General features: G+C 64.5%; 26 protein-coding genes. 15 read left to right on the forward strand and 11 right to left on the reverse strand.

Annotation, left to right across the window (positions count from 1 at the left end; all coding sequences use genetic code 11):
• Positions 1 to 177: 177 nt before the first annotated feature.
• Together QM672_RS19385 and QM672_RS19390 are read left to right on the forward strand one after the other, a co-directional pair.
• Positions 178 to 1,785: an AAA family ATPase gene (locus QM672_RS19385; RefSeq protein WP_415084522.1), complete on the forward strand. Its 1,608-nt coding sequence runs from the start codon at positions 178 to 180 to the stop codon at positions 1,783 to 1,785.
• Positions 1,786 to 1,821: 36 nt separating this feature from the next.
• A complete protein-coding gene (locus QM672_RS19390; RefSeq protein WP_415084524.1) occupies positions 1,822 to 3,081 on the forward strand; it encodes an MgtC/SapB family protein in 1,260 nt (419 codons plus the stop codon).
• A gap of 9 nt (positions 3,082 to 3,090) precedes the next feature.
• Here the strand turns inward: QM672_RS19390 and QM672_RS19395 are convergent, their stop codons facing one another.
• Positions 3,091 to 4,278: an acetate/propionate family kinase gene (locus QM672_RS19395; RefSeq protein ID WP_415084526.1), complete on the reverse strand. Its 1,188-nt coding sequence runs from the start codon at positions 4,276 to 4,278 to the stop codon at positions 3,091 to 3,093.
• Positions 4,279 to 4,595: 317 nt separating this feature from the next.
• Here QM672_RS19395 and QM672_RS19400 point away from each other — a divergent pair, with 317 nt between their 5' ends.
• The 3 genes from QM672_RS19400 (at position 4,596) to QM672_RS19410 (ending at position 6,445) form a co-directional block, all read left to right on the forward strand.
• Positions 4,596 to 5,453: a universal stress protein gene (locus tag QM672_RS19400; RefSeq protein WP_415084528.1), complete on the forward strand. Its 858-nt coding sequence runs from the start codon at positions 4,596 to 4,598 to the stop codon at positions 5,451 to 5,453.
• Positions 5,454 to 5,567: 114 nt separating this feature from the next.
• On the forward strand, positions 5,568 to 6,008 hold the full coding sequence (locus QM672_RS19405; protein WP_415084577.1) for a YeeE/YedE family protein: 441 nt from the start codon (positions 5,568 to 5,570) through the stop codon (positions 6,006 to 6,008).
• A complete protein-coding gene (locus QM672_RS19410) occupies positions 6,005 to 6,445 on the forward strand; it encodes a DUF6691 family protein (protein ID WP_415084530.1) in 441 nt (146 codons plus the stop codon). Before QM672_RS19405 ends, QM672_RS19410 begins: the two co-directional genes overlap by 4 nt.
• A gap of 25 nt (positions 6,446 to 6,470) precedes the next feature.
• Here the strand turns inward: QM672_RS19410 and QM672_RS19415 are convergent, their stop codons facing one another.
• The 4 genes from QM672_RS19415 to QM672_RS19430 form a co-directional block, all read right to left on the reverse strand.
• Positions 6,471 to 7,580 (reverse strand): calcium:proton antiporter, encoded by a 1,110-nt coding sequence (locus QM672_RS19415; protein WP_311943467.1) that lies wholly within the window; start codon positions 7,578 to 7,580, stop codon positions 6,471 to 6,473.
• 173 nt (positions 7,581 to 7,753) lie between these two features.
• Positions 7,754 to 8,860 carry an ABC transporter substrate-binding protein gene (locus tag QM672_RS19420; protein ID WP_415084532.1) on the reverse strand — a complete coding sequence of 369 codons (1,107 nt, stop codon included), beginning with the start codon at positions 8,858 to 8,860 and terminating at the stop codon, positions 7,754 to 7,756.
• 288 nt (positions 8,861 to 9,148) lie between these two features.
• Positions 9,149 to 9,436, reverse strand: coding sequence for a hypothetical protein (locus QM672_RS19425; protein WP_415084534.1), 288 nt, complete (start codon positions 9,434 to 9,436; stop codon positions 9,149 to 9,151).
• A gap of 135 nt (positions 9,437 to 9,571) precedes the next feature.
• Positions 9,572 to 9,949, reverse strand: coding sequence for a winged helix-turn-helix domain-containing protein (locus QM672_RS19430; RefSeq protein WP_311943621.1), 378 nt, complete (start codon positions 9,947 to 9,949; stop codon positions 9,572 to 9,574).
• Positions 9,950 to 10,093: 144 nt separating this feature from the next.
• Between QM672_RS19430 and QM672_RS19435 the strand changes: the two genes are divergently transcribed.
• Positions 10,094 to 10,300, forward strand: a complete 207-nt coding sequence (locus QM672_RS19435; protein ID WP_068284405.1) for a TOBE domain-containing protein — start codon at positions 10,094 to 10,096, stop codon at positions 10,298 to 10,300.
• Between the two features lie 363 nt (positions 10,301 to 10,663).
• Positions 10,664 to 12,163, forward strand: a complete 1,500-nt coding sequence (locus QM672_RS19440) for an aldehyde dehydrogenase family protein (RefSeq protein ID WP_311943460.1) — start codon at positions 10,664 to 10,666, stop codon at positions 12,161 to 12,163.
• Between the two features lie 67 nt (positions 12,164 to 12,230).
• On the opposite strand, the gene QM672_RS19445 is transcribed toward QM672_RS19440, so the two are convergent.
• Positions 12,231 to 13,133: a LysR family transcriptional regulator gene (locus QM672_RS19445; RefSeq protein WP_311943459.1), complete on the reverse strand. Its 903-nt coding sequence runs from the start codon at positions 13,131 to 13,133 to the stop codon at positions 12,231 to 12,233.
• 162 nt (positions 13,134 to 13,295) lie between these two features.
• Between QM672_RS19445 and QM672_RS19450 the strand changes: the two genes are divergently transcribed.
• Positions 13,296 to 14,072: a class I SAM-dependent methyltransferase gene (locus QM672_RS19450; protein ID WP_311943457.1), complete on the forward strand. Its 777-nt coding sequence runs from the start codon at positions 13,296 to 13,298 to the stop codon at positions 14,070 to 14,072.
• 6 nt (positions 14,073 to 14,078) lie between these two features.
• Positions 14,079 to 14,726 (forward strand): pyridoxal 5'-phosphate synthase, encoded by a 648-nt coding sequence (locus QM672_RS19455; protein WP_415084537.1) that lies wholly within the window; start codon positions 14,079 to 14,081, stop codon positions 14,724 to 14,726.
• Positions 14,727 to 14,778: 52 nt separating this feature from the next.
• Here the strand turns inward: QM672_RS19455 and tsaA are convergent, their stop codons facing one another.
• Positions 14,779 to 15,273, reverse strand: a complete 495-nt coding sequence (gene tsaA, locus QM672_RS19460) for a tRNA (N6-threonylcarbamoyladenosine(37)-N6)-methyltransferase TrmO (RefSeq protein WP_311943453.1) — start codon at positions 15,271 to 15,273, stop codon at positions 14,779 to 14,781.
• Between the two features lie 370 nt (positions 15,274 to 15,643).
• On the opposite strand from tsaA, the gene QM672_RS19465 reads away from it, so the two are divergent.
• Complete coding sequence (locus QM672_RS19465; protein ID WP_367624541.1) at positions 15,644 to 16,405, forward strand: FkbM family methyltransferase; 762 nt, start codon at positions 15,644 to 15,646, stop codon at positions 16,403 to 16,405.
• Between the two features lie 225 nt (positions 16,406 to 16,630).
• Here the strand turns inward: QM672_RS19465 and QM672_RS19470 are convergent, their stop codons facing one another.
• The 4 genes from QM672_RS19470 to QM672_RS19485 are packed head-to-tail and all read right to left on the reverse strand — an operon-like array spanning position 16,631 to position 19,626.
• The gene (locus tag QM672_RS19470) at positions 16,631 to 17,416 is read right to left on the reverse strand and encodes an alpha/beta fold hydrolase (protein ID WP_415084540.1); all 786 of its coding nucleotides are present in this window, start codon (positions 17,414 to 17,416) and stop codon (positions 16,631 to 16,633) included.
• Between the two features lie 60 nt (positions 17,417 to 17,476).
• On the reverse strand, positions 17,477 to 18,004 hold the full coding sequence (locus QM672_RS19475; RefSeq protein ID WP_415084542.1) for an isoprenylcysteine carboxyl methyltransferase family protein: 528 nt from the start codon (positions 18,002 to 18,004) through the stop codon (positions 17,477 to 17,479).
• Between the two features lie 32 nt (positions 18,005 to 18,036).
• Positions 18,037 to 18,564 (reverse strand): cytochrome P460 family protein, encoded by a 528-nt coding sequence (locus QM672_RS19480; protein ID WP_367624538.1) that lies wholly within the window; start codon positions 18,562 to 18,564, stop codon positions 18,037 to 18,039.
• A 21-nt stretch (positions 18,565 to 18,585) separates the two neighbouring features.
• Positions 18,586 to 19,626 (reverse strand): alpha/beta fold hydrolase, encoded by a 1,041-nt coding sequence (locus QM672_RS19485; RefSeq protein WP_367624537.1) that lies wholly within the window; start codon positions 19,624 to 19,626, stop codon positions 18,586 to 18,588.
• 327 nt (positions 19,627 to 19,953) lie between these two features.
• Here QM672_RS19485 and QM672_RS19490 point away from each other — a divergent pair, with 327 nt between their 5' ends.
• The 5 genes from QM672_RS19490 (at position 19,954) to QM672_RS19510 (ending at position 25,496) form a co-directional block, all read left to right on the forward strand.
• Positions 19,954 to 21,258, forward strand: coding sequence for an epoxide hydrolase family protein (locus QM672_RS19490; protein WP_415084579.1), 1,305 nt, complete (start codon positions 19,954 to 19,956; stop codon positions 21,256 to 21,258).
• A 343-nt stretch (positions 21,259 to 21,601) separates the two neighbouring features.
• Positions 21,602 to 22,816 (forward strand): ABC transporter substrate-binding protein, encoded by a 1,215-nt coding sequence (locus tag QM672_RS19495; protein WP_415084545.1) that lies wholly within the window; start codon positions 21,602 to 21,604, stop codon positions 22,814 to 22,816.
• Positions 22,817 to 22,885: 69 nt separating this feature from the next.
• A complete protein-coding gene (locus tag QM672_RS19500) occupies positions 22,886 to 23,785 on the forward strand; it encodes a branched-chain amino acid ABC transporter permease (protein ID WP_149249899.1) in 900 nt (299 codons plus the stop codon).
• A 12-nt stretch (positions 23,786 to 23,797) separates the two neighbouring features.
• Positions 23,798 to 24,763, forward strand: a complete 966-nt coding sequence (locus QM672_RS19505) for a branched-chain amino acid ABC transporter permease (RefSeq protein WP_415084547.1) — start codon at positions 23,798 to 23,800, stop codon at positions 24,761 to 24,763.
• Positions 24,753 to 25,496: an ABC transporter ATP-binding protein gene (locus tag QM672_RS19510; protein ID WP_415084549.1), complete on the forward strand. Its 744-nt coding sequence runs from the start codon at positions 24,753 to 24,755 to the stop codon at positions 25,494 to 25,496. Before QM672_RS19505 ends, QM672_RS19510 begins: the two co-directional genes overlap by 11 nt.

The following is a 25,496-nucleotide window of genomic DNA, read 5'->3' on the forward strand; positions in this document are numbered from 1 at the left end:
TTCGGGTGGCGATCGGTTGGTTTTCGACAAAGGCCCGGCCGGCGATTTCATTTTGGGTGAATCGGCTGCCTTCCCAGACGCCAAATTGGACAATCTTGCGCTGGATCAATTCGCTCGCACCGTGAAGCCCTTCAATGGAGCCATGTATCGACCCGGCATCGTTGAAGGGGGATAACCATGGCAACGTCCACAACCTTGAGAAAATCTTCTTCCGCGACCTCTCATGTCGTTGCCGACCAAGGTGAGGTGATCGATTTTCTGCTTTCACCCGGCACGCATGGCAGGACCGAGCCGGTAGAACGCATCGACACCCACGGTGCGATCGTCTTCCTGGCGGGAGACCGTGTCTACAAGCTCAAGCGAGCCGTTCGCTTCCCGTTCATGGATTTGTCGACGGTGGAACGCCGGGAATGGGCTTGCCAGCGGGAGGTCGAGGTCAACAGCGCCTATGCGCCGCAGATCTATCTCGACGCCGCCCCGATCACCAGGTCCGGCGACGGGCTGCAGTTGCACGGCGAAGGGGAGGCCGTCGACTGGGTCGTGCGGATGAGACGCTTCGACGAAACCGGCACGCTCGACCGGCTCGCCGACCGAAACGCAATCAGCGAGAGCCTCCTGGCCGAGATCGTCGCGGCCGTGCTTGCTTCCCATGAACAGGCCCCGATCCGAGATGGCCTGGAGGCTGCCCGGAGCCTGGAACGCTACATCCGGCAAAATGACGAGGCATTTCGCGAAAGCCCGACCTTGTTTCCGCTGCAGGAAATCGAGGTCCTGACCGAGGCGGCCAGCCGGGCTCATCGCGATTGCTTCGATCTCCTGATCGAACGCGGCAAGGCTGGTTTCGTCAGGCGCTGCCATGGGGATCTGCATCTGCGCAACATCGCCGTCATCGACGGGCGGGCCACCTTGTTCGACGCCATCGAATTCGACGAGGCGATCGCGACCTGCGACGTGCTGTACGACCTGGCTTTCCTGCTGATGGACCTCTGGGATCGCGGGCTGCATCGCCATGCCAATGTGGTGCTCAACCGTTATTTGTGGGAAGCGTCCGAAGCTCATCTGGCCGGCCTTGCAGCCTTGCCTCTCTTCCTGTCCATCAGGGCAGCCTTGCGGGCCAAGATCGCAGCTGCAGCGGCGATGGTCCAGGCACCGTCGGAGGCCGAGGCAAGCCGGCTGGAAGCCCGGCGCTACTTCGAGCTCGCGCGTCGTTTCCTGGGCAAGCTGCCGCCACGGCTGGTGGCGATCGGCGGCCTGTCGGGCACGGGCAAGACCACATTGGCGCTGGCATTGGCCCCGTTCCTGGGCAGGGCGCCCGGTGCCGTCGTCCTGCGCAGCGACATCGAGCGCAAGCGCCTTGCCGGCATCGAGCAGACACAGAAGCTGCCATCCTCGACCTATACGCCGTCTTCCAGCACCGCCGTCTATGACACGCTCAGCCGCAAGGCGGATGTTGTCCTGGCTGCGGATTGCAGCGTCATCCTGGATGCCGTCTATGCGAATTTGCCCCAAAGGCACGTCGCGGAGGGCATAGCGCTGCGTGCCGGCGTCGGCTTCACCGGTTTCTGGCTGCACGCGCCGCTGCCCGTCATGGAGCAGCGCGTAGCCAGCCGGGCGAACGACGCCTCCGATGCCGATGTCAACGTGGTGCGCAAACAGGCGGACTATGATCTGGGGCGTATTTCGTGGCATCGTCTCGATGCCACGTTGCCGCGCAAGGATGTCGAAGATGAAGCCCTGTCGTGCCTGGCGCTCAGATGCGCGAATGGCAAGTCCCGCACAGACTGATCCGGGCGGAAAGCTGCCCGGCAGGGCAAGATCGGCATGAGCCAGACCGAGATCCTTGCCCGCCTTGCGGTCGCCCTCGGCATTGGCCTGCTCGTGGGCCTGGAAAGGGGCTGGCGGACCCGCGAGGAGGAGGATCACCAACGGGTCGCCGGGCTTCGTACATTCGCGCTTGCCGGACTCACCGGAGGCGTCGCCGGCGCCCTGTCCCATGCGGTCGGTCCGGTGATCCTCGGCTTCGTGTTCCTGGGGTTCGCGGGTGCCCTGACGACGTTTCATTGGCTGGAGGCGAAGGCCGAGGGCAATTTTTCGGCGACCTCGCTGGTGGCGGGATTGCTCACCTTCCTCCTAGGCGCCTATGCGCTGACCGGTGAGGTCCAGATTGCTGCCGCCGCCGGGGTGGCAATGACGATCCTGCTCGCCTTGCGGGAACAGTTGCACGGGTGGGTGCGCGGACTGACCTGGCCGGAGATCAAGGCCGTGCTGGTGCTGCTCGCCATGTCCTGCGTGCTGTTGCCCATCCTGCCGGATCGAACCGTCGACCCGTGGCAGACCCTCAATCCGTGGCAGCTCTGGTTGTTTGCGATCCTGATCGCCGGGATTTCCTTCGGCGGATATGTCGCCATCCGCCTGTTCGGCGACAGGCTCGGCGTCATTCTGGCCTCCCTCGCCGGGGGCCTGTCGTCCTCCACCGCGACCACGATGGCTCTGGCCCGTATGGCCGGAACCCATCCGCAATCCTGGTCGATCCTGGTTGCGGGCATGCTGTCGGCGGGCGCCATCATGGTGCTGCGTGTCGGCCTCATCGCTGCCCTTCTCAATCCGGGCCTGCTCGCCAGCCTGGCCTTTCCGGCCCTGGCTGCGGCGGTGACGCAGGCGATCGGCGCCTGCGTTCTGGCCATCAGGCGTGTGGACCACGAGGCCCCGAAGCTGGAGCTTTCCAATCCGCTCGAACTCGGTTCGGCACTCAAGCTGGCAGCCTTCATGGCTGTCGTCCTGGTGGCAGGCAAATTGCTGCAGCAGGCCTATGGAGGAGCGGGCGTCATGATGCTCGCGGCGGTGTCAGGTTTGGCGGATGTCGATGCGGCCACCGTTTCGATCGCCCGCATGAGCCTTGCCGATCTTGGCCTTGGTTCCGCCGCCTTGGCCATCGGCCTGGCTGTCGCCGTGAATGCCTTGGCAAAGGTGGGCATGGCCGCCTATGCCGGGGGATGGCGTTGCGCCCTGCCTTTCGGCGCGATCAGCCTGCTTGCCGTGGCGGCGGGAGGAGCCGCCGGTTATCTGGCGAGCATGCGTTAGCGCGAACGCCTATTCACCGTCGAGTTTGGCGAGAAGCCCGAGCGCCTCCTCGGCTATGACCTGTTCCTCGTTGGTCGCCATCACCAGGGCGCATATCTCGCTGGTATCGGCGCTGATCCGGCGTGCATTCTCGCTATTGGCCTCGAAGTCGAGATCGAGGCCGAGCCAGGCGAGGTGGCCGCAGACCTTCTCTCGGATGAGGGGCTGGTTCTCGCCGATGCCGGCCGTGAAGACCAGTGCATCCAGCCCGCCGACGGTTGTCGCCAGCGCCGCGATTTCCCGGGCGATCCGCAGGCAGAACAGGTCGATGGCTTCGGCCGCCTCGGCTGCATCGCTGGCCAGGAGGTCGCGGGTATCGGCGCTCAACCCCGAGATCCCGAGCAGGCCGGAGCGGTGATAGAGCAGATCTTCGAGAGCCTCGGGCGAATAGCCGCGCTGCTTCATGAGATGGAGCGGGACGCCGGGATCCAGGGCGCCGCAGCGCGTGGCCATGGGAATGCCGTCCAGGGTCGAGAACCCCATCGAGGTATCGCGGCTGACCCCGTCGGCGAGTGCGCACAGGCTTGCGCCGCTGCCCAGATGGGCGACCACCACCCGTCCGGTGGCCAGGCGTGGTGCGATTTCTCTCAGCCTGCCGGCGATGAATTGATAGGACAGGCCGTGGAAGCCGTAGCGCTTGATGCCCTGGTCGAAGAGATCGCGAGGCAGCGCGAAGCGACGGACGATATCGGCCTGGGCATGATGGAAGGCGGTATCGAAGGAGGCGGTCTGCACCAGGTGGGGGCGGAGGTGCCGGACGGCCCGGATCAGCCGCACACTTTGGGGCTGGTGCAGCGGAGCCAGGGGAACCAGGTCCTCGATGGCGCTCAAGGTCGCATCGTCGATCAGGGCGGCCCGCGAGAAGACGTCGCCGCCATGGACGACGCGGTGGCCGACGGCCACCAATTCGTCGAGAGAAAAATGTCTGCTCAACAGGTCGAGGGTCTCGTCGATGACGTCGTGGAAGTCCTCGGTGGCTGAGGCCTTCAGGGGAATATCGACGACCTCGGGACCCTCCACGATGTGGAGACCGAGCGGCTTGCGGCGAAGGTCGATGATGCCCATGCCCAGGCGTTCGAGCTTCCTGTCCTCACGCTTGAACAGCCCGAGCTTGATGGTGGAGGAGCCGGGATTGCAGGTGAGAAGGATGCCGTTCATCGAAAGATTTTCCTTTGGCCGCCACTCTGGCGAGTGCGATCGAGATGGAAGCAACGTCGGCCGAGTATGATCTGCCGGTGAGGACGCCTGGTGTCAGAGCGCAGAAGGCGGGACCCGCCGCATCTGACTCTTTTGGTAAATCAATTGCCGGCCCGGGATGTTCCCGGCTTGGAGCCCCGGCACGACCAGAGTGTCCATCGGTCCTGCGTGGGCGGCAGGCCAACCTATTCGAGAGCGCTTTTGGCTGGCCTTGATGCAGCTCAATGTCGGGGGAAACGCCGAGCCTAGAACAAGAGTGTCATCCAAGGAGATCCGCCGTGCCACTTCGCTGCATTCTGGTTCCCACCGGCCCGGGCATCCGGCCCGAGCGTCGTCTGGCGGCCGCATTGGGGCTCGCCAGGCGCACGCATGCCCATATCAACACACTCTATGTCAGGCCGGACCTGGAGATCGTGGCTCCGCCCGTTCTTCTGGTCGGCGCAGGCGGTGTCCCGCCCCAATGCAATGCTTCCTGCGAGGCCAAGGCTCTGGCCGCGGCTGGCAGGCAGGCATTCGAACGCTGGTGTTCCAGCAGTCGGGTCGAGCTGCAGCCCAATCGCCGGCTCGATGCCACCTTCGCCTCCTGGACCGAAAGGGGCGGCGACGTCGAGACGCTCGTGGCGCTCAATGGCCGCGTCAATGACCTCATCATCGTCGACAACCCGACCAAAGGCGGGCCCTTCGATGCAGCGGCGTTCGACGCGGCGGTGTTTTCTTCGGGGCGACCGACCCTGATGCTGGGGGAGCGCCTGCCGGACAATCTGCTCCGGCATGTCGTGATCGCCTGGAACGGCAGCCTGGAAGGGGCGCGTGCCGTCGGCCAGTCCGTCTCATTGCTGCATGAGGCGGAACGCATCTCGATCGTCACCATTCCCTCCGAAGCAGACCGGCAGAACGGCATCGCGGATCTGGCCGACTATCTGCACTGGCACGGCGTGATCGTGGAGAAGGCGGGGTTGGTGCCGGATCTCGCCGGAAGCGATGGCGAAAAGATCCTGGCAGCCTGCGACCGGGCTGGCGCGACGCTGCTGGTCATGGGGGCCTACACCCATAGCCGCCTGCGCCAGACCTTCCTCGGCGGTTTGACCCAGCATGTGCTCGACAGAGCAGAACTCCCCGTTCTGATGGCGCATTGATCGGGCCGGCTGGCCGTGGCGGCGTTTCCGGCCCGCGAAGGCGAATGTTAGGATCTGCGAACCTATGCTCGCCGAATTGACGAGGAGCGGGGCGAGGCAGCCTGGACCGGAAGGCTGCGCCATGCCCGATCAGGCCGAAAGGATGTCATGGCGGCTTATTGGAATGCATTGTTCGGCGGAATGCTGATCGGAGCCGCCGCCGTGCTCCTTCTGCTTGCCAATGGCAGGGTGGCAGGCATCAGCGGCATTGCCGGTCGCCTTCTGGCAGGCCAGCGCGTTGTCGACAATGGCGCCTTTGTCGTCGGGCTGGTGCTCGGCCCGATCGTCCTTGCCGTCTCCAGTGGATCTCTGCCTGCCATGACCGTATCCACGCCCTGGCCGCTGGTCGTGCTGGCAGGCCTGTTGGTCGGCTTTGGCACGCGGATGGGATCGGGCTGCACGTCCGGGCACGGCATTATCGGCCTCGCCCGTTTTTCACGGCGCTCGATTGCGGCAACCGCCATGTTCCTGGGCGGCGGCTTGCTCACGGCATCCTTGCTGGAGCTGGTGCGATGACGGACGGCAACCTGTTCCGGCCGGCCGTATCGCTGCTGGCCGGCATGATTTTCGGACTGGGGCTTGCGATATCGGGCATGATCGATCCCGCCCGCGTGCTCGGCTTCCTGAATGTTGCCAGTGGCCATTGGGATCCGAGCCTGGTCTTCGTCCTTGCGGGCGCGGTCCTGGTCGCCATTCCCGGCGTTTTCCTGCAGCGCCGCCTGCCTCGTCCCTGGCTCGACGAGCGCTTCCATCTTCCTGCCAAGACCAGGATCGATCGGCCGCTTCTCCTCGGCGCCTTGCTCTTCGGCGTAGGCTGGGGCCTTACCGGATTTTGCCCGGGACCAGCGATCGCGGCGCTGTCGACGGCGAGGCCGGTCGTGTTGCTGTTCGTCGCCGCAATGATCCTGGGAATGCTGGCCTGGTCCCGCCTTGTCGCGAGAGCGGGAGATTGACCTGCGACATCGAGCGGCATGTTTCTCACGGGCTGAAGACCAGGACCAGGAAGACGAAGAACACGCCCAGATGCACGGCGCCTTCCAGCATCGTCGTCCTGGTGCCCGTGAAGGTGAGCGTCGACAATACGAGCGTCATCGCCAGCAAGATCATGTTGGTCGCTGAGAGCCCGAGTACCACATTCTGCCCGGTCAGGAGGCCGATCACGAGAATGGCCGGCACGGTGAGACCCAGTGTCGAGGCGGCTGCACCGAGACACAGATTGATGGCCCGCTGCAACTGATTGGCGGTGATGGCCCGCAAAGCCGTGATGCATTCCGGCGTGAACACGATCATGGCGATCAGAATGCCGCCGAGCGCCGTCGGCGCGCCGAGCCGGGCGATGCCGAAGTCGAGCACCTTGGCCAGGCTTTTCGCCAGGAGGACGATGGGCAGGATGTTCAGCAGAAGCAGGAGGAGAGGCGCTGCGATCGGGCCACCTGCCGCTGCCTCCTCGATTTCCGCCTCCTCCTCTTGCGCCGGAGGCGCCTCGGTCGACGGCTCACGATAGAACTCGGCATGGCGGCCGGTCTGGAGCACCAGGAAGGCGCCGTAGAGCATGAGCGTGAAGATCGAGAAGCTGATCGCCTGGAAACGCGTCAGCGAGCCGTCGCTGACGGAGGTGGTGAAGTTCGGCAGGATCAGCGGGATGACGGCCAGCGGTATGATGATGGCGAGATAGGACGAGGCACCCTTCAGATTGTAGCGCTGGGCGAAGTGCTTCATGCCGCCGAGCAGAAGGCCCAATCCGACCACCCCGTTGAGGACTATCATCAGCACGGCGAACATGGTGTCGCGCCCGAGCGTCGGTGCTCCCTTGGCGCCCAGCATCACGGCTGAGATCAGTGCCACCTCGATGATGACGATCGCGAGCGTGAGGATCAGCGTGCCGTAGGGCTCGCCGAGGCGGTGCGCCAGCACCTCCGCCTCATGTACGACGCCGAACGCCGTCCACATGATCACGGCCAGGAGCCACGCGAAGACCGCCACCGCGACCAGTGGCATGTCGAGCTGTCCCAGCAGGGGATCTGCCAGGAACTGGAAGGCGGCGACGCTGGCCCATGCGGTGGCGAGACGGAGGATCAGGATCGGCATGAAGGGGATGACCTCGGATGTCGAACAGAATGCCGCAGAATGGCTTGACAGCCGCTTCACGGCAAATCCGGGCCGAAGGGGCCGCCATCTGCGAGGCGGCGTCGAATCGCAAAGGCACTTCGAAACAAAGGAGATTGGAAAGAAAAGGCCTCGATCGGGCCTTTTCGGCTTTCTCACCGAAGATGGAGGACCCGAAACCGATCCGGCTCCGCCGGATCTCGATCGACGACCTGGACGGGTGGCCAGGCCCATTGCCAGACACCGATGCCCGGCATGCGGGAGAACCGGATCTCGCCACGGGTGCCTGTAACGGCCAGTTGGGGCCAGGATTCGGCAATGCGCGCCCGATCCGTGCCGTGAGCGTGCAGGGCGGCAGCGAGGACGGCGATGGTGTCGTAGCCTTCGAAGGCGACGAAGGAGGGAGGTTCGGCCAGACGTTCGCGCAGGAGCATCTCGATGCGGGTGCCGAGAGGCCCGAGACGCCCGGGCAGATAGCGCAGGAACGGGATGGCCATGCCATCGGCGCCGAGCAACCTCGCCCATTCAGCGAACTCCGGCTGCCCGGCCGGGGCACCGATCATCATCCCGGCGAGCCGGTGATCGCGGCGGACGGCCTCGACGATCGCCAGGGCCGGCTCGGGGTACCCGACCAGCAGAAGCAGGGCAGTTACGCCAAGGCCAGCGAGTTCGTCGCACATCGCCACGGGGGTGAGGGAGGTCATGTCGAGTTCGATGACGGTGCCGCCGTGTGAGGCAAGGTAATCCCGCAGCAGGCGGACGCCGGATGCCCAGTAGACACTCGGCTGGGTCGCTGCGGCAATATGGCCATGGCCCGCATCAAGGAGGAAGTCGGCGTAGGCTTGCCAGCTGTGGGACTGAGCCGGGGCGAGGCGCGCGACCCGGTTTGTCGGCTGCTCGGCAAGCGCGTCGAGAACTGCCGAAGAGCAGAGGAACGGCAGGCCAAGGGCATCGGCTCTGCCAGCCGCGGCGCGGGCGACGACGCTGTGATATTCCCCCACCAGGGCGGCCACGCCCAAGTGATTCAATTCATCGACCGCTGCCACGGCTCTTTGTGGGTCGGCGGCCGTGTCCCGGACCAGCAGTTCGAGCACTCTTCCGCCGATGCCGCCGGCGTCATTGACCTCGCCAACGGCCAATTCGAGCCCGGCGAGCAGATGTCGGCCTGCCTCGACCCAGCCAGGCCGGGTGAGCGGAGCCAGAGCACCGATCCGAATGGTCGGCTCGTTGGTCGGCTCTTGGCGAGGGGACGACGTCTTCATGAGGTGGCGTCTCCCGGGATTGGACCGCCATGGGTCGGGATCGTGGGCGGGCGTCAGGGGCGCGAGGCCTGGCGCCCGTGGGAGCAACCCGTTCGTGTCGCTCGAAGACAGCCTCATACAGACGCACCATCGAGGTGCACAGGAACGGTCCCATGCAAATTGCGCCAATCTGTATGGCCGAGGCGGGCCATACAGTTTCTGGACCCGACCAGAGACGCATGCGGCATGTATCGGCAAGGCGGATGGTTCTCGCATGGCCTGTTGCCGGATCTGCAAGGTTGCGGTGGCCTAGTCTGGCGCCGCGCCGATCGGCGATCCGCCGGGCGGGCGGTGCAGGAAGGTGATCGAGGCGTAGGCGCCGAGCCACGACCCCAGCGCTGCAAAGGCGACATAGACCCAGTTCTCGGTGTAGCTGATGACGGCATAGGACGACAGCAGATACCAGACGCTGCTCCAGGTCGCGGCGGGAACGCGCTTGCGTGCCACCACCGCAGCGGTGAACATGACATAGACCGCATCCGTGGCGGCGGTTGCCAGCAGGACGGCGCCGGCGGTCACGGGATCGATGGCAGCCATTCAACTTCTCCAAAGTCGGACAGGGGAGAAGCGAATTAAGCCATAGTTGCGGGCTGTTGGCGCCTTCTTGTCGACGCCTCTTCATTCTTGAGGCAGACATTGCTCGGAGAGGCGGGCTGAATCCCGATCTGCAGCTCAGTTCTTCGCCTGCGGCGGCGCTTGCGGTGTTGCCTGCTCCTCATGAGCTGGCCGGCGTACGATCTCGTTCTGCAGGGCTGCGATATGATCATGTGCGACATCGCTGACGGCCCGCTCGATGGCGCGAAAGCGTGCGATGAGAGCAAGGCCCAGGGGCGTGAGGACAGCTCCGCCGCCATTCTTGCCGCCAATCCGGCGCGTGGCGACGGGTTTGCCGAAAATCTGGTTGATTTCCTCGACCAGATCCCAGGCCCGGCGGTAGGACATGCCCATGGCCCGTCCGGCCGCGGAGATCGAGCCGAGCAACGCGATGTTCTCGAGAAGCTCGATTTTTCCGAGGCCGATGCGGCCTTCGGGGCCAAGATCGATGCGCAGGCTCAGGGACGGAGCGGTGTTCCGCCAGCGTTCGGGTTGCGCCTATCTGGTTCGTTACGAGATATAGTGGCATCGTAGAACGCTGTCGGTGCGATTGTCGATGCCGGCAAGTTTCCGCCCCTTTCTTTTCACGGGAGATGTTCGATGAAGATCAGCGCACGGAACACGCTCAAGGGCAAGATCGTGGACATCGTGAAGGGGGCGACGACGGCGCATGTGCGGCTCGATGTCGGCGGCACCATCGTGACCGCTTCGATCACCAATGAGGCAGTGGACGCGTTGAAACTTCAGAAGGGCCAGGAAGCCTATGCGGCCATCAAGGCCTCCGACGTGATGATCGCCATCGACTGAAACAGGATCGGAATAAGCTTCCTCGCCGGGGATATGATCGGGGCCCGCTTCGGATGCACAGGCCCGTCGTAAGGGGGTATCGGCAGGTTGCATCGAGCACAGTTTCCGCCGGGGCGCCAAACCGAGGTTCCCTTGTCGACATCCGCAGGATCCGTCGAAGATAGGCTGTTGCCATCAGGTAGTATTTTGCCTATCGCTATATATGTCTGAATATTGCGATGATCGTAGATCGTCGCTGATTTCCGATCGCTCACTCACGCCACGACGGCGGAATCGCTCCGCCGTCACGCAGGTTTGGCACCAACGTTATATCCCAACGAATATAATGAAATACCGGCAAACGTTCGAACACGGGAGGATTTTATGAATATTGCAATCCGCAAACCATCACTCGGTTCCGCTGCCGCGGCGTTCCTCGCCAAGCGGCACAAGCTCCTGATCGATGGGGAATGGGTCGATGCTCGCAGCGGCAAGACCTTTGCCGTCGAGGATCCCGCGACCGAGGAGAAGATCGCCGAGGTCCCCGCGGGAGACAAGGCCGATATCGATCTTGCGGTTGCCGCCGCACGCCGGGCTTTCGAGACGGGGCCGTGGTCCCGGATTTCTCCCGCGGAACGCTCCCGTCTCGTCTGGCGGCTCGGCGACCTTCTGGAGCAGCATGCAGACGAATTCGCCGAGCTCGAGGCGCTCGACAATGGCAAACCGGTGACCAATGCGCGCCAGGGCGATGTCCAGGGCTCGATCGACATGTTCCGCTACATGGCCGGCTGGGCGACGCGCCTCAACGGCGAGACCATACCGGTGTCGAGCGCGGGCAATTGGCACGCCTATACGCTGCGCGAGCCGGTAGGCGTGGTCGGCCAGATCATTCCCTGGAACTTTCCCCTGATGATGGCCGCCTGGAAGCTGGCGCCCGCTCTTGCCTCGGGCTGCACCATCGTGCTCAAGCCGGCAGAGCAGACGCCCTTGTCCGCCCTGCGCTTCGGCCAACTCATTCAGGAGGCCGGCTTTCCGGCCGGCGTCGTCAACATCGTGACCGGGTTCGGCGAGACCGCCGGTGCCGCGCTCGCCGAGCATCCCGATGTCGACAAGGTCGCCTTCACGGGCTCGACCGAGGTCGGCAAGATCATCGTCAGGGCAGCGGCCGGCAATCTCAAGCGCGTATCGCTCGAACTCGGCGGCAAGTCGCCGGCCATCGTGTTTCCCGACGCCGATCTCGACCTCGCCATCGCCGGCACGGCCGATGCGATTTTCTACAATCAGGGGCAGTGCTGCACCGCCGGCTCTCGCCTGTTCGCCCACAAGTCGATCTATGATCGGGTGGTCGCAGGGGTCTCGGAAGCGGCGGGCAAGCTGAAGGTCGGCCATGGCCTGGATCCGAGCGTCAATCTCGGCCCGCTGGTTTCCAAGGAACAGCACCAGAGGGTTACCGGCTTCCTGCAATCGGGCCGGGAGGAAGGCGCGGAGGTCGTGACCGGTGGCAGCATCATCGGCAATCAGGGCTATTTCGTCGAGCCGACGGTATTGGCCCAGACCAACCGGGACATGCGTGTCGTGCGCGAGGAGATCTTCGGGCCGGTGGTCTGCGTCCAATCTTATGACGACGACGATCTCGATGCGGTCGCGCGCTTTGCCAACGACACCGAATACGGCCTGCAGGCCAGTGTCTGGACCCGCAATCTCAAGGTCGCCCATATGATGGCCCGCAAGATCAGGGCAGGCACAATCTGCATCAATACCCACAATTACGGCGACCCGGCCTGGCCGTTCGGCGGCTACAAGCAATCCGGCTGGGGCCGCGAGATGGGCAAGGAAGTCATGGAACATTACACCGAGACAAAAGCCGTCGCGGCCAGGCTCTGACGGATCCGCCCGAGCGGCCGTAGCGACGATGCAAAGGCGGGGCGCTCCAGCGCTCCGCCTTTGAGATTTATGGCGCGGCGCCACGTGTGGTTGGCGGGTCGGATTTCTGGAAGGCGGCGGCTTCGGCATGAAGCCAGTCGCAAAACAGGCTGGACTTGCGATTGCGCCTCGCCCGGCGCAAGGCGACATAGTCGTGGCCACTGTCGAGGAACCCCATCGGTGCCTGCAACCGGCCGGAATGGGTGTCCTCGCTGACATAGGGCCATGGCGCGACACAGACGCCGAGGCCGGCCCGGGCGGCCTCCAGCATGAAGTAGAAATGCTCGTACTCGAGGCGCGGCCCGGGCTCGATCGACTGTCCGGAACGCGCATGCCAGTCGTCCCAGGCCCGCAGGCGCGTCCGTGTGTGAAGCTGGGGTACGCCGTCAAGGCCCCTGGGCGATGCCGCGGCCAGCGAAGGAGCAAGCACCGGGCCGGTCTGCTCGGGAAACAGGCCGATGACGTCAGCTCCCTCAGGCCATGGCGGTGCGCCCACACGTATGGCGACGTCGAAGCCGTCCCTGCTGAAATTGACGGGACGGGACGAGGCCGTCAGGCGCACTTCGATCTCGGGAAACTCGGCCTGGAAGCGGTAGAGCCGCGGAATGAGCCAGCGCATGGTGAAGGTGCCGGGGCAGGATACGTCCAGCGCCCCTTGCTCGATATCGGCCACCGAGCGAACCGAGATGTCGATCTGGTCGAAGGCCTTCACCAGCCCGGCCAGCAGGGTCGAACCCGCATCGGTCAGGCGCAGCCTGTTCTTCGGGCCCTCGAAAAGCGCTACGCCGAGAACCTGCTCCAGATGCTGGATCTGGCGGCTGACGGCGCTGTGCGTGACGTTGAGTTCCTCGGCCGCGCGCGTCATCAGGCCGTGTCGGCCTGCCGCCTCGAAGGCTCGCAACGCGTTCAGCGAGGGGATATGCCTTGCCATGTGCAATTTCCGAACAACGAATGTTCGATCATATCGATTTTCATTCTGTAAATCATAGGGTTTTCTATCTCCCGGTCGATATAGTTTCCCATTTTGGAACAAAGAAGGACGGTCGGCAAACAGATGCCCCGCCTTGTTCCAAGCCAGCGCAGGAGACAGGACATGCACGGCAGACACGGGGACGGCAGCGCCGGTGACGCGGATTACGGCGTGATCGGCAGCGGCTACAGGACCTACCGCCAGCCGGATCCTTACATCGCGCAATTCATCCTGGAGGCCTTGGGCGATGCGGCAACCGTGCTCAATGTCGGCGCTGGCGCCGGGTCCTATGAACCGGTCGATCGCAAGGTGACGGCGGTCGAGCCCTCCGTCTCGATGCGGGCACAGCGGCCGGTTCATCTGTCGCCTGCAATCGACGCGACGGCCGAACGCCTGCCGTTCCCCGACCGCAGCTTCGATGCCGGTATGGCGACATTCACGGTGCATCAATGGGCGAATCTCGGACAGGGGCTAAGGGAGATGCGCCGGGTTACGCGTGGGCCGGTGGTGGTTCTCAGTTGCGATCCCGATGCGCTGGAACGCTGCTGGCTGCATGCCTATGCCCCGGAGATGATCGCCGTCGAGGCACGCCGCTATCCGGCCATGGCGGCCATTGCCGATGCGCTCGCAGGGCATGTCGAGATCCGGCCCGTACCCATCCCGCTCAACTGCATCGACGGGTTCGGCGAAGCCTATTACGGCAGGCCGGAGCGTCTGCTCGAGTCCGGTGCGCGGCTTGCCAACTCGGCCTGGAGTTTCGTCGATCCTGCCGTCGGGGCGCGCTTCGTGGCCGATCTCAGCCGCGATCTCGAGGATGGCACCTGGGACGATCGCTACGGTGGACTGCGCCACCAACCCTTCTTCGAGGGATCCTTGCGATTGATCGTATCGAGACCGTGAGGTGCGATGATGAAGGACGAATTACGCGCCCTGAAGTCGCTGGCCGGTCCTCTACCGACCTTCGACATGGAGGAGGTGCCGGACGATCCGCGGCTTTTGTTTTCCTCCTGGTTCCGCGATGCGGTGCAGGCCGGGGTGGAAGAACCGCATGCCATGGTGCTCTCGACCGTCGACGAGCAGGGGGCGCCGGATGCGCGCATCCTCATCCTCAAGCATCTCGATCATCGCGGTTGGTATTTCGCATCCACCGACCAGGGCCCGAAGGGGCGCCAGATGGCGCTCAACCCCCAGGTGGCCCTGACCTTCTATTGGACGAAGCTCGGACGCCAGGTACGCATTCGCGGCATGGTCCGGCGAGCGGACATGCATGAGCGCGACGCCGACTTTCTCGCCCGTCCGCCGGGCGCGCGGGCGATTGCGCTCACGGCCAGGCAAAGCGAGAGGCTGGCATCCCCACGGGAGCTGGAGGAGGCGCTCGAACTGCAGCGGGAGCGCTTGCGACAAGGGCCGGATCTGGTTGCGCCGCATTGGGGCCTGTTCATCGTAGCCCCGCGCGAAGTGGAATTCTGGCAAGGCGACACGGAACGTCGGCATCGACGCCTGCACTACCGGCACGGAGCGACGGAATGGGTACGCGAAAAGCTATGGCCCTGATGGCTTGCTTCCCGCTTGCAGTGCTGCGGGACAGGAAGGTGAGGGGACCATGTCAGGCCTGCGTCTCCCGATCGCCGGGCTGCTCCGGTGCGATCGGTTTGAACAGGGTGCGGTCGGGCTTGAGGTCCAGCAACGGGGTGCCGTCGAGACAATCGAGCCCGCGGACCAGCAGGGTCGATCCTTCGAGAGCCACCAGCGTCGCGATCGAGGTGCCGATCGGGTTCGGGCGGACAGGCGAGCGGAGTGCGAAGGTGCCATAGGTGGTGCCGTTGTCGGCCGGGCTCTGACGGACGAGGTCGCGCCGCGACAGATGCAGCCAGTACAACACCTCCAGGCGCTCGAAGCGCTCGATGCCATCCAGTGCTGCCTGCCAGGGCTCGAAGATCTCGATACGGCAGACCGGTCCGTCGGATCGCCCCTGCCGCGGCGCCATCAGTCTGGACGTCCATGGCGTCCGTATCAGGCCAATGAAGACCAGCCCCGCATCCGTCGGCTCGGGAGGGGTAACCGCTACCTCATTCTGCCTGATTTCGCTTTCACGAACCATGCTCAGCTCCTTTTGTGTGGCTTGCTGTAGCGTGCATGTCCCGAGCCTCTCAAGCGCGGCAATCCTGTTGCAATGTGAAATTCCTGGGCCAGCCTCGGTTTCACGATAGCAAAGAGCCGCCGTTGCAGGGGGCACGACCTTCGCCGTCAAGCCAAGGATCGGCTAAGGCAAGGATCGGCGCTACCCTGGCAATCTCTGCCTCGATTTCCTATGGTGCCCCACCACCGGGCGATCGTGGGGTGGCGGAGGCATGGTCTTCGTCCAGCCTCGCACCGGCCGCCGGCATCCGACAAGCCGTCGCACCCGAAGGGCCATGTCCTTGCGAAGTGGCATGCCGCCTCACCACGATGAAAGAAAGTGACGAATTGCGATGAACCGACCTGTCTATCCCGGCGTTGCCGGCCTTTCGAGCTCGGTGTTCTGCAAGAAGGAGCCGCGCAACACGAAGTACATCTTCGCCGAGATCGTCGACTACGTGCTCTCCAGGATCAAGCCCGATGCGGCGCCGGTCACCTTCGTGCAGGTCGGCGCCAATGACGGCGTGCGCGGCGATCCCATCAGCCGGCATGTCATCCAGGGAGGCTGGCGCGGATTGCTGGTCGAGCCCGTACCGGCTGCGATGGAAAGGCTGCGTGCCCATTACGACGCATGCCCCGGGCTGGTCTTTCGCGGCGAGGCAATCTGGTCCGAGGAGGGCAGGCGAGACTTCCACATCGTTCGCGGTGAGGACGTGCTGAGCAGCTTCTCATTGCCGACGATCATGATGCACGAGCTCAAATATGATGATCTGCCCGGCATGATCGAGACCGTGCCGGTCGCCACGCGCCGGCTCGATTCGCTTTGCCGGGAAACTGGATTCGAGACGGCGGATTTGCTGGTGGTCGATGTCGAAGGCTGCGACGACATCGTCTTGCGCACCTTCGATTTCGACCGTCACCGCCCTTCCGCGATCCTGTTCGAGCACGTGGCGCTCTCGGCCGACGCCTCGCAGGCGATCGGCGCGTTTCTCGAAGAGCGCGGCTATGCGATCATCTACGACCGCCATGACTGCCTGTGCCTTCTCGGCGAACGGTTCGAACCGCAGCTGGTCGAGTTCCTCGAGCGGGTCGTCACGGCCGCGCGGGACAATTGAGGAGCAGGCGGCACGGCGAACGGACCCTCGCACATCCCTGTGCCGATATTCGGCGGATGCCACCCCCTCCAAGGGGGTGGCGCCGGGTTTCCTGACACCTGCCCTGGATGAAGCCGTCCGGTTTCGAAATCCGGACGGCTCCCTTTCGTTGAAAGTCCCGGGCATCGTGTGGGCTACGGGAGAGCAGCGGTCGCCGAAGCTCCATGCCCTTACGGCAGTGCCGGTCTATTTGGCCGGTGCAGCCTGCGCCGCCGTCTCGATCAGCTTGGCGACCGCAGCCGGGTTCGACACCATCACCACATGCGAAGCGCCCTTGACCACCACGGTCTGCTTGGAATGGGCCCGCTCCGCCATGAAGGCGAGAGCCTGCGGTGGGATGTTGCGGTCCTTGTCGCCATAGACGAACCAGGAGGGGATGGTCTTCCAGGCCGGCTCGGTCGAGGCTTCGCCGAGCGCGGCCTCGGCGATCGGGCGCTGCGTGGCGGCCATTAGCTTTGCCTCGCCCTTGGGCACATCGGCGGCAAACTGATCGGGGAATTTGGCCTGCTGGATATAGAGATCCTTGCCGCCGCCCGAGATCGGTACCGGCGGGGCCAGTGTTGGCCCGAGCGTCGAACCGGGGAACTTCCCCGTGAGTCCGATAGCGGTCTCGCCGGTATCGGGCGCAAAGGCCGCGACATAGACGAGGGCCTGGACATTGGCCCTGCCGGCAGCTGCCTCGCTGATGACGGAACCGCCATAGGAATGGCCGACCAGGACCACAGGCGTCTTGATGCTGTCGATCACGCTGGCCACGGAATCCGCATCCCCGCGCACGCTGCGCAGCGGATTGGCGGCGGCGACGACGGGGTAGCCGTCTTTTTCGAGGCGCTGGATCACGCCGTTCCAGCTCGAGGCATCGGCAAAGGCGCCATGCACGAGCACCACCGTCGGCTTGCCGCTCTCCGCCAGTGCGGGCGCGCTCAGCAGCAGGGCGCCGGCGACGGCCAGCCCCTTCGCGAAGTTCTTCATCGGATTTTCCTTCGGGTTGTCACCCGCAGCCTGTGTCGGGTGGAGGATGAAAACGCCCGGCTACATCTCGGGGGCGAAGGTGGCGCGCATGGCGGCCTCTTCCTGCCGGATGCGGGTCACCAGGGGAATGAGATAGAGAGGGATGCCGATCACCAGCGTCCAATAGGCATTGAGAACCAGAGCAAAACCAATGAGTTCCGGCAGGATATTCAGAAAATAGTTGGGGTGCCGCACGAACGAGAACAAGCCGCTCTGCACCCGCCGATGCTGCGGGCTGATGATGATCTTGATCGTCCACAGGCGGCCGAGCGAGCGGATGACCGAGACGAGGACGAGGGCGGAGGCGAGATAGATCACGATGCCCGCGGCAGACACCAGCGTGTTCGGCTCATGTAGGCCGGCCGCCGCCTCGGCGACCGCGCAGATGTAGTAGAGCACGTGAGAGGCAGCGAGGAAGATGCTGTTCTTCGCGCCATATTCGGTCGCGCCGTCCCTCTTCAAGGCCTTCTCGTGCCGTGCCGAAATCACGAGCGTGATGAGGCGCCAGGCAAAGGCGGCGACGGCGAACAGGATGAGATGAAGCGGCATGTGAATTCCCGGATCGTCAGGAGCAGGGCGCTTTAGGGCGCCAGCTTGGTAAAGACATAGTCACGCGCCTTCACGCGCGCCTCATGGCAGGCAAAGCAGGTCTCATGCTGGGCCTGGTCCACCGGCTTGCCGTCGATGAAGCGCCCGAACCCCCAGCCGCCCGTCGCGGCATATTTCTTCGAATCCTTGACCATCACCTGCACCGTGGTCGCCGGCCCCGGCACCAAGGCGGATTCGAATTCAGGCGACTGGACATGCTTCCAGGCAAGCTTGACCAGCACTGTCCCGTCGGGGAAGGGCAGGGTCCCGGCGCGATAGGCGTCGAGCGCGGTCTTGTTGCCGAGCACGGTGCGCAGTTCGTTGAGGGGCTCGTGTTCCAGCGCCGGGGCGACCAGTTCCCATTGCCGGTAGCCGTCCGGAATGGTGACGCCATAGATCGGCGAGGCCGGCTTGGGTTTGCTCTTGGTGATGTCTGTGTCCTGGGCGAGTGCCCCGGCCGCGGCGACGACCACAGCCACGAGGCAGGCCCCGGCCAAGGGCATGATCACTGAGGTCTTCATCAGGAAGCTCCTTCGCCTGGTTCAGAAACGGGCAACGTCGAGCATCGCCTTGGCGAAGGCTTCAGGGGCTTCCTGCGGCAAATTGTGGCCGATGCCGCCCGTGATCAGGCGATGCTCGTAGCGGCCGGAGAACCGCTTGGCATAGGCCGCCGGTTCCGGATGAGGCGCACCATTGGCATCGCCCTCCATGGTGATCGTCGGCACGGTGATCGTCGGCAAGGCGGCGAGCTTCTTTTCCAGCGCGTCATATTTGGCTTCGCCCTGTGCCAGGCCGAGCCGCCAGCGGTAATTATGGATCGAGACGGCGACATGGTCGGGATTGTCGAAGGCCTGCGCCGAACGGGCGAAGATCGCATCATCGAACTTCCATTGCGGCGAGGCGAGCTCCCAGATCAGCCGGGCGAAATCATGGGTATATTTCGCATAGCCGGCCGCGCCCCGATCGGTGGCGAAATAATATTGGTACCACCACTGCAGTTCAGCCTTCGGAGGCAGGGGCGCCTTGTTCAGTTCCTGGCTGCCGATGAGATAGCCGCTGACCGAGACCAGCGCCTTGCAGCGCTCGGGCCAGAGGGCAGCGACGATATTGGCGGTGCGGGCGCCCCAGTCATAGCCGCCGATGACGGCCTTCTCGATCTTCAGCGCATCCATGAACGCGATGATGTCGCTGCCCAGCGCCGCCTGCTGGCCATTGCGAGGCGTGTCCGCGGAGAGGAAGCGCGTGCTGCCATAGCCGCGCAGATAGGGCACGATCACGCGGTAGCCGGCGGCCGCCAGGATCGGCGCGACATCGACATAGCTGTGGATGTCATAGGGCCAACCATGCAGCAGCAGCATGGGCGCGCCATCGGCCGGCCCGGCCTCGGCATAGCCGACATCGAGCACACCGGCCCTGACCTGCTTGAGCGCGGCGAAGGACGTGTGGGTGCCACGGCCGGAGGCGGGCGCGGAGGAATTGGCTTGCGCACTGGCGGTACCGATTGCGCCGAGCTGCGCGAGAACGGCACCGAACGCCAGGGTGCCGAGCAGGCCGCGGCGCGATTGATCGATCTGTTCCGACATCGACATGATTCCCGATTGCTGAAGTTGTGACCGTAAAAAGCCGCAACACTGTATCGGCCTTATGTCGCCATCGCCTGGATTTGAAAGGCTGTGTAAGCCCGTTCCGCCTCGATACACAGTGATACAATCGACCATCGCAGCCGCCGGCATGGGTGGCCTTTGGGAACGGCGCCTGTATGGCAATGTATCGGCACGCCAGCCGGATACAGCAGGATGCGGATCGGGGGCCGCGGGGACATATCGGGCAAACATGGCATCGCCAAAGACAGGGCACCGGCGGCCGGGCTGCCGTGAAATGAATGGAGTTGCCCCATGTCTTCAAACAAGATGTCTTCGACCAATTCGTCTTCCCCGAGCAATTTGCCTTCGCATGATTTCGGTACGTCCCGACGCAGTTTGCTCAAATCGGCCGCCGCCGCAGCGCTCGTCGGCCTGATCCCCACCGCGCTCTACGCGGCGGAAGCCGGGAGCGATATCAGGCCCTTCAAGATTGCCATTGCCGAGGAGGATATCGTCGATCTGCGCCGGCGCTTAAGTGCCACGCGCTGGCCTGAAGAGACGGTGTCCGACTTTTCGCAAGGGGTGACGCTGGCAAGGCTGAAGCCGTTGGTGGCCTATTGGGCGCAATCTTATAACTGGCGCAAGGTCGAGGCCCGGCTCAATGTCCTGCCGATGTTCGTGACCGAAATCGACGGCCTCGACATCCATTTCATCCATATCCGCTCGCCGCACGCCAAGGCCATGCCGATGATCATGACCCATGGCTGGCCGGGCTCGATCCTCGAATTCATGAAGGTGATGGATCCGCTGGTCGACCCCACCAGATATGGCGGCAAGGCCGAGGATGCCTTCCATCTGGTGGTGCCCTCGATCCCCGGCTTCGGCTTCTCGGGCAAGCCGACGGCCAGGGGCTGGGGCTCCGACCATATCGGCCGGGCTTGGTCCGTGCTGATGCGGCGCCTCGGCTATGAGCGCTATGTGTCGCAGGGCGGCGACTGTGGTTCGGTGATCTCCCACCGCATGGCCCTGCAGAAGGTGCCCGGCCTGATCGGCATCCACGTCAACATGCCGGGAACGGTGCCCAAGGAAATCGCCGCGATCCTGACGGCCGGTGGCCCGGCGCCGGCAAATCTCACGCCGGACGAACGGCGGGCCTTCGACGCTCTCGATGTCTTCTACAAGGACAGTTCAGGCTACGCGACCATGATGGTCACGCGCCCGCAGACCATCGGCTATTCCCTGGTGGATACTCCCGTGGGCATGGCCGCCTGGATGTACGAGAAATTTGCGACCTGGACCTATAGTGGCGGCGATCCGGAGAAGGTGCTGACCAAGGACGAGATGCTCGACGACATCTCCCTCTATTGGCTGACCCAGACGGGCGCTTCGGCGGCCCGCATCTATTGGGAAGACCATTCCAACAATTTCAACGCCGTCGACATTCCCGAACTGCCGGTCGCCGTCACGGTCTTCCCCGGTGAGATCTATCGCGCCCCCCGGAGCTGGGCAGAGCGCTGCTATCACAACCTCGTCTATTTCAGCGAGGCGAAGAATGGCGGCCACTTTGCGGCGTGGGAGCAGCCGGAGCTGTTCGTGCAGGAAGTCCGCGCCGCCTTCAGGTCGCTGCGCTGAGGCGGTCACCACCGGCGTCCGCCCATCCAGGCGGGCGCCATTGAAACCTTGACGTTGTTGTTTGCCCGCCTGGGCAGCTTTCGTGGAGGGACCTGCAAGGGTTGCGTCGGTCATGCGGTTCTTCGCTGAGAAATACTGGAGGCAGCGGCGAGCTTCCCGGTGAGAACTTTGCTGTGTTCGCGGCTTTCGTCACGCGCGATGAGCCGGAGGTGACGAAGAAATTGTAATGATATTATTGATCTCAACAGCACCCGTCGCTTCGGCGGGTGACTTTTTATTTGCAATTCACCAACGGGTGTAATTGTCTGAAAAAAAGCACTAGAACGAGAAGGGGGACATCGGCATGAACAACTCGACCCGCAGCCGTCTCGGGGCGCTCGCCATGCTCGCTATGTCGCTGGCCGTGACGCCGGCCCTGGCGGAGGAGCCCATCGCGCTCGGCTGGGTGGGGCCCCTTTCCCCGCCCGGCAATTACTCCGGCGGGCAGGAGATGCAGTGGGCCGTGCAGCTCGGCGTCGACGAGATCAACAAGGCCGGCGGCGTGCTCGGCCGCCAGCTCCAGGTCATCTACGAAGACACCAAGGGCCAGCCCGCGGAAGGCAGCGCGGCGGCGGTCCGGCTGATCACCAAGAACAATGTTTCGGCGATCTTCGGCGAGTTCCATTCTTCCGTGGCCCTGGCCGAGATCGAAGAGGCGCACAAATATGGCGTGCCCTGGGTCGGCACCGATGTCTGGGCCGACGACGTCACCGCCAAGCAATATCCGGAGGTCTTCCGGGTCTCTCCCGCCAACTCGCTGGTCTACGTCAAGGCCGCCGACTGGACGGTGGAGCAGGGCTTCAAGAACGTCGCCATCATCGCCGAGAATACCGATTTCGGTCAGGGCGGCGCCAAGATCATCGCCAGCGAACTCCAGGCCAAGAACGTTGCCAACACCCTGGTCACCATCGACCTGAACCAGCAGGATTTCACCCCGGCCCTGCTGCGCCTGATGAGCCAGAGCCCGCGCCCCGACGCCATCCAGATGGTGATCGCCGGCCAGGCCCAGTACCAGCTGGTGAAGCAGGCCTGCCAGCTCGGCCTTGCCCCGACCGCCGAGACCAAGCTGATCGGCTCGTCCGGCCTGCTGCAGAAGGAGGTCTGGGAGGTCACGGGTGCCTGTGCCAAGAACCTCCTGATCGTCAATGTCGCCCAGCCGAAGTCGCAATGGAACGACAAGGCCAAGGCGTTCGTGGCCGCTTTCACCGAGCGCTACAAGCGGGCGCCCACCGGCGTTGCCCTGGAAGCCTATGATACGCTGGGCGTGGTGGTCGAAGGCATCCGCAAGGCCGGGTCCGCCGACCGCGCCGCGATCGTCAAGGCCCTGGAGGCGGTCAAGTATGAAGGCGCCAACGCCACCTACAATTTCCCGGCGACCAAAACCCCGGCCTGGGCCTTCCACCAGTTCATGGATGTGCCCTTCACCATCATCCAGTACACGGCGGAGAACCAGAGCCCGGAGGAGGCGGCCATCGTCTATCCCAAGAACTGGGCGACCACGGACAAGATCCTGCCTTGATGGCGCGTACCGACGGATGCCGGCTTTTTCCGCCGGTCCTCGCCCGTCGCAGCCGATGGTGAGGGGATCATGAGCTATTTTCTTCTTCTCGCCGTCAACGGGCTGGTGATCGGCCTGATCTACGCGCTCATCGCCTCCGGCCTGACGCTGGTCTTCTCCGTGCTGAAGGTGGTCAATTTCGGCCATGGCTCGCTCTATATGCTGGGCGGCTATGCCTCCTACTATTTGATCACCGGCCTCGGCCTGCATCCGCTGCTCGGCGTCGCCGGCGCGATGATCGGCCTGTTCGTCTTCGGCGTCGCCTTCGAGCGGCTGGTGATCGCACCGATGTATACCGACAAGGTCGAGCGCAAGGACGAATATGCCATCATCGTCACCTTCGGCCTTACCATCCTGCTCACCAATCTCGGCCTCGTCGTCTTCGGGCCGTTCGCCAAATCGCCGCCCTCCTTCATGGCGGGGGTCTTGATCGCCGGCCCGCTGATCCTGCCCTATGACCGGCTGATTGCGGCCGTCGTCGCGGTGATCCTGCTGGCGGGGCTCGCCTTCTTTCTCAAGCGCACGACGCTCGGCCAGGCGCTCGACGCCGTCAGCCAGAGCCGTGAATCCGCGGCCGTCATCGGCATCGATCCGCATCGCATGTATACGGTTGCCTTCGGCCTTGGCTCGGCCCTGGCCGGCGGGGCCGGCGCGTTGATCGCACCGGTCTTTGCGCTGTCGCCCTCGATGGGCGACCTGCCGGGCGTGCAGGCCTTCATCATCATCGTGCTCGGCGGCATGGGCTCGGTCGGCGGTTCGATCGTCGGCGGTATCCTGCTCGGCCTCGTCCAGAGCCTCGGCGTCGGCTATTTGCCCGATCCCAACCGGGCGCTGGCCTATACCCAGGCCTTCGGTGCCTTGCTGCTCGTCATCACCCTGCTCGTGCGGCCGACCGGCCTTTTCGGCCGCTCGCATCTGCGCCTCGAATAGGCCAGGCAGACCATGGCGCGATTCTCCCTGTCCCAGGTCGTCCAGGCCATCCTGCTGATCGCGGCGCTGCTCGCGCCACTGGGCGCCGGAACCTACTGGATCCATGTCGGCGCCATCGCTTGGTACTACGCCTTGCTGGCGGCGAGCTGGGCCATGCTTGCCGGTTTCGCCGGGCAGTTCTCCTTCGCCCATGTCGCCTTCGCCGCCCTTGGCGGTTATGGCTCGGCGCTCGGCACCAGCCTGCTCGGCTTGCCGCTCGCCCTTTCCATGCTGCTGGCAATCATCCTCGCCGCGATCGCCGGCGCGCTGATCGGTGCCCTGGTGCTGCGGTTATCCGGTCCCTATCTCGCATTGTTCACGCTCGCCCTCGCGGAGATCTTCCGCATGGTGCTGGTGGCCGAGGAGGGCATCACCCGCGGCATGCTCGGCCTGCCGGTGCCGACCCTGTTCGCGGGCCGGTCGGACCTGCCCTATTACTATCTCGGCCTTGGCCTCGTCGTTGCGGCCATGCTGGCGATGAACGGCTTGTTGGCGACGCGTGTCGGGTTGTTCCTGCGCGCCATTCGTGAGGATGAGGGCGCGGCGCGGGCCAGCGGCATCGACACGACGCGCTACAAGATCCTGGTCTTCGTCGTCACCAGCATGATCGCCGCCGTGGCCGGCATCTATTACGGGCATTTCATCGGCATTCTGACGCCGAACATCGCCATCCTGCCCGAGATGGGACTGGTGATCGCCATGGCGGTGATCGGCGGCATCGAGAGCCTGCCCGGCGCGGTCATCGGTGCCGTCGTGGTCTTCGTGCTGTCGGAATTCCTCAGGGCTTATGGCGAATGGCGCTTCGTCCTGATGGGCTTGGTGCTGATCCTGGTTCAGCGCTTTGCCCAGAACGGCCTTTTTCCGCTGATCGAACGCTGGAGCCGTGCGCGCCGGACCAGGCAAGCAGGCCAACCAGCCGGGAAACGCCATGCCGAGTGAGAGCGCAGCCTTCTTTTCCGTCAACGGTCTCGCCAAGCATTTCGGCGGCATTCATGCCGTCGAGGACCTGTCCTTCACCCTGCAGCGCGGCGAGATCCTCGGCCTGATCGGCCCCAATGGTTCGGGCAAGACCACCACCATCAACATGGTCACGGGGGCGTCGAAGCCCGATGGCGGCAGCATTGAGGTCGAGGGCGCCGACATGGCGGGCCAGCCGGCCCATCTTTATGCCCGCCGCGGCATCGCGCGCACCTTCCAGGTGCCGCGGTTGTTCCGGCGCATGACGGTGATGGAGAACCTGATCGTTCCCGCGCTGTCGGACGCCTCGGAACGCCGCCCAACGGCCGAGGAGCGGGCCCGCGGCGTGCTCGCCTTCCTCAGGCTCGAGCACCTTGCCGATCATTATGCGCGCGCGCTCTCCGGCGGCCAGCAGAAGCTGCTGGAACTCGGCCGTGCGCTGATGCTGCGGCCGCGCCTGCTCCTGCTCGACGAACCCTTTGCCGGCGTGCATCCGCGCCTGCTCGACGAGATCGTCGGGCATATCCGCAGCCTGAACCGGGATGGCCACACCATCGTGCTGGTCGACCACAATCTCGATGCGGTGCGCTCGGTCGTCACCCGCGTGCTGGTGATGGCGCGGGGCCGCAAGATCGCCGATGGCGCCGTGTCGGACGTGCTCCGCAATGCCGACGTGGTGCGCGCCTATACCGGCACGCGCATGGGAGGGCCTTGA

The sequence above is a fragment of the Labrys sp. (in: a-proteobacteria) genome, from assembly GCF_047605565.1.
Lineage (GTDB): Bacteria > Pseudomonadota > Alphaproteobacteria > Rhizobiales > Labraceae > Labrys > Labrys neptuniae.

Coding starts and splice junctions, on each gene's coding strand:
- QM672_RS19435 (WP_068284405.1), top strand. CDS start 10,094: ATGAAGATCAGCGCACGGAACACGCTCAAGGGCAAGATCGTGGACATC.
- QM672_RS19465 (WP_367624541.1), top strand. CDS start 15,644: ATGAACCGACCTGTCTATCCCGGCGTTGCCGGCCTTTCGAGCTCGGTG.
- QM672_RS19480 (WP_367624538.1), bottom strand. CDS start 18,564: ATGAAGACCTCAGTGATCATGCCCTTGGCCGGGGCCTGCCTCGTGGCT.
- QM672_RS19490 (WP_415084579.1), top strand. CDS start 19,954: ATGTCTTCGACCAATTCGTCTTCCCCGAGCAATTTGCCTTCGCATGAT.
- QM672_RS19425 (WP_415084534.1), bottom strand. CDS start 9,436: ATGGCTGCCATCGATCCCGTGACCGCCGGCGCCGTCCTGCTGGCAACC.
- QM672_RS19385 (WP_415084522.1), top strand. CDS start 178: ATGGCAACGTCCACAACCTTGAGAAAATCTTCTTCCGCGACCTCTCAT.
- QM672_RS19420 (WP_415084532.1), bottom strand. CDS start 8,860: ATGAAGACGTCGTCCCCTCGCCAAGAGCCGACCAACGAGCCGACCATT.
- QM672_RS19390 (WP_415084524.1), top strand. CDS start 1,822: ATGAGCCAGACCGAGATCCTTGCCCGCCTTGCGGTCGCCCTCGGCATT.
- QM672_RS19455 (WP_415084537.1), top strand. CDS start 14,079: ATGATGAAGGACGAATTACGCGCCCTGAAGTCGCTGGCCGGTCCTCTA.
- QM672_RS19470 (WP_415084540.1), bottom strand. CDS start 17,416: ATGAAGAACTTCGCGAAGGGGCTGGCCGTCGCCGGCGCCCTGCTGCTG.
- QM672_RS19475 (WP_415084542.1), bottom strand. CDS start 18,004: ATGCCGCTTCATCTCATCCTGTTCGCCGTCGCCGCCTTTGCCTGGCGC.
- QM672_RS19445 (WP_311943459.1), bottom strand. CDS start 13,133: ATGGCAAGGCATATCCCCTCGCTGAACGCGTTGCGAGCCTTCGAGGCG.
- QM672_RS19410 (WP_415084530.1), top strand. CDS start 6,005: ATGACGGACGGCAACCTGTTCCGGCCGGCCGTATCGCTGCTGGCCGGC.
- QM672_RS19495 (WP_415084545.1), top strand. CDS start 21,602: ATGAACAACTCGACCCGCAGCCGTCTCGGGGCGCTCGCCATGCTCGCT.
- QM672_RS19510 (WP_415084549.1), top strand. CDS start 24,753: ATGCCGAGTGAGAGCGCAGCCTTCTTTTCCGTCAACGGTCTCGCCAAG.
- QM672_RS19505 (WP_415084547.1), top strand. CDS start 23,798: ATGGCGCGATTCTCCCTGTCCCAGGTCGTCCAGGCCATCCTGCTGATC.
- tsaA (WP_311943453.1), bottom strand. CDS start 15,273: ATGGTTCGTGAAAGCGAAATCAGGCAGAATGAGGTAGCGGTTACCCCT.
- QM672_RS19395 (WP_415084526.1), bottom strand. CDS start 4,278: ATGAACGGCATCCTTCTCACCTGCAATCCCGGCTCCTCCACCATCAAG.
- QM672_RS19450 (WP_311943457.1), top strand. CDS start 13,296: ATGCACGGCAGACACGGGGACGGCAGCGCCGGTGACGCGGATTACGGC.
- QM672_RS19415 (WP_311943467.1), bottom strand. CDS start 7,580: ATGCCGATCCTGATCCTCCGTCTCGCCACCGCATGGGCCAGCGTCGCC.
- QM672_RS19485 (WP_367624537.1), bottom strand. CDS start 19,626: ATGTCGGAACAGATCGATCAATCGCGCCGCGGCCTGCTCGGCACCCTG.
- QM672_RS19500 (WP_149249899.1), top strand. CDS start 22,886: ATGAGCTATTTTCTTCTTCTCGCCGTCAACGGGCTGGTGATCGGCCTG.
- QM672_RS19440 (WP_311943460.1), top strand. CDS start 10,664: ATGAATATTGCAATCCGCAAACCATCACTCGGTTCCGCTGCCGCGGCG.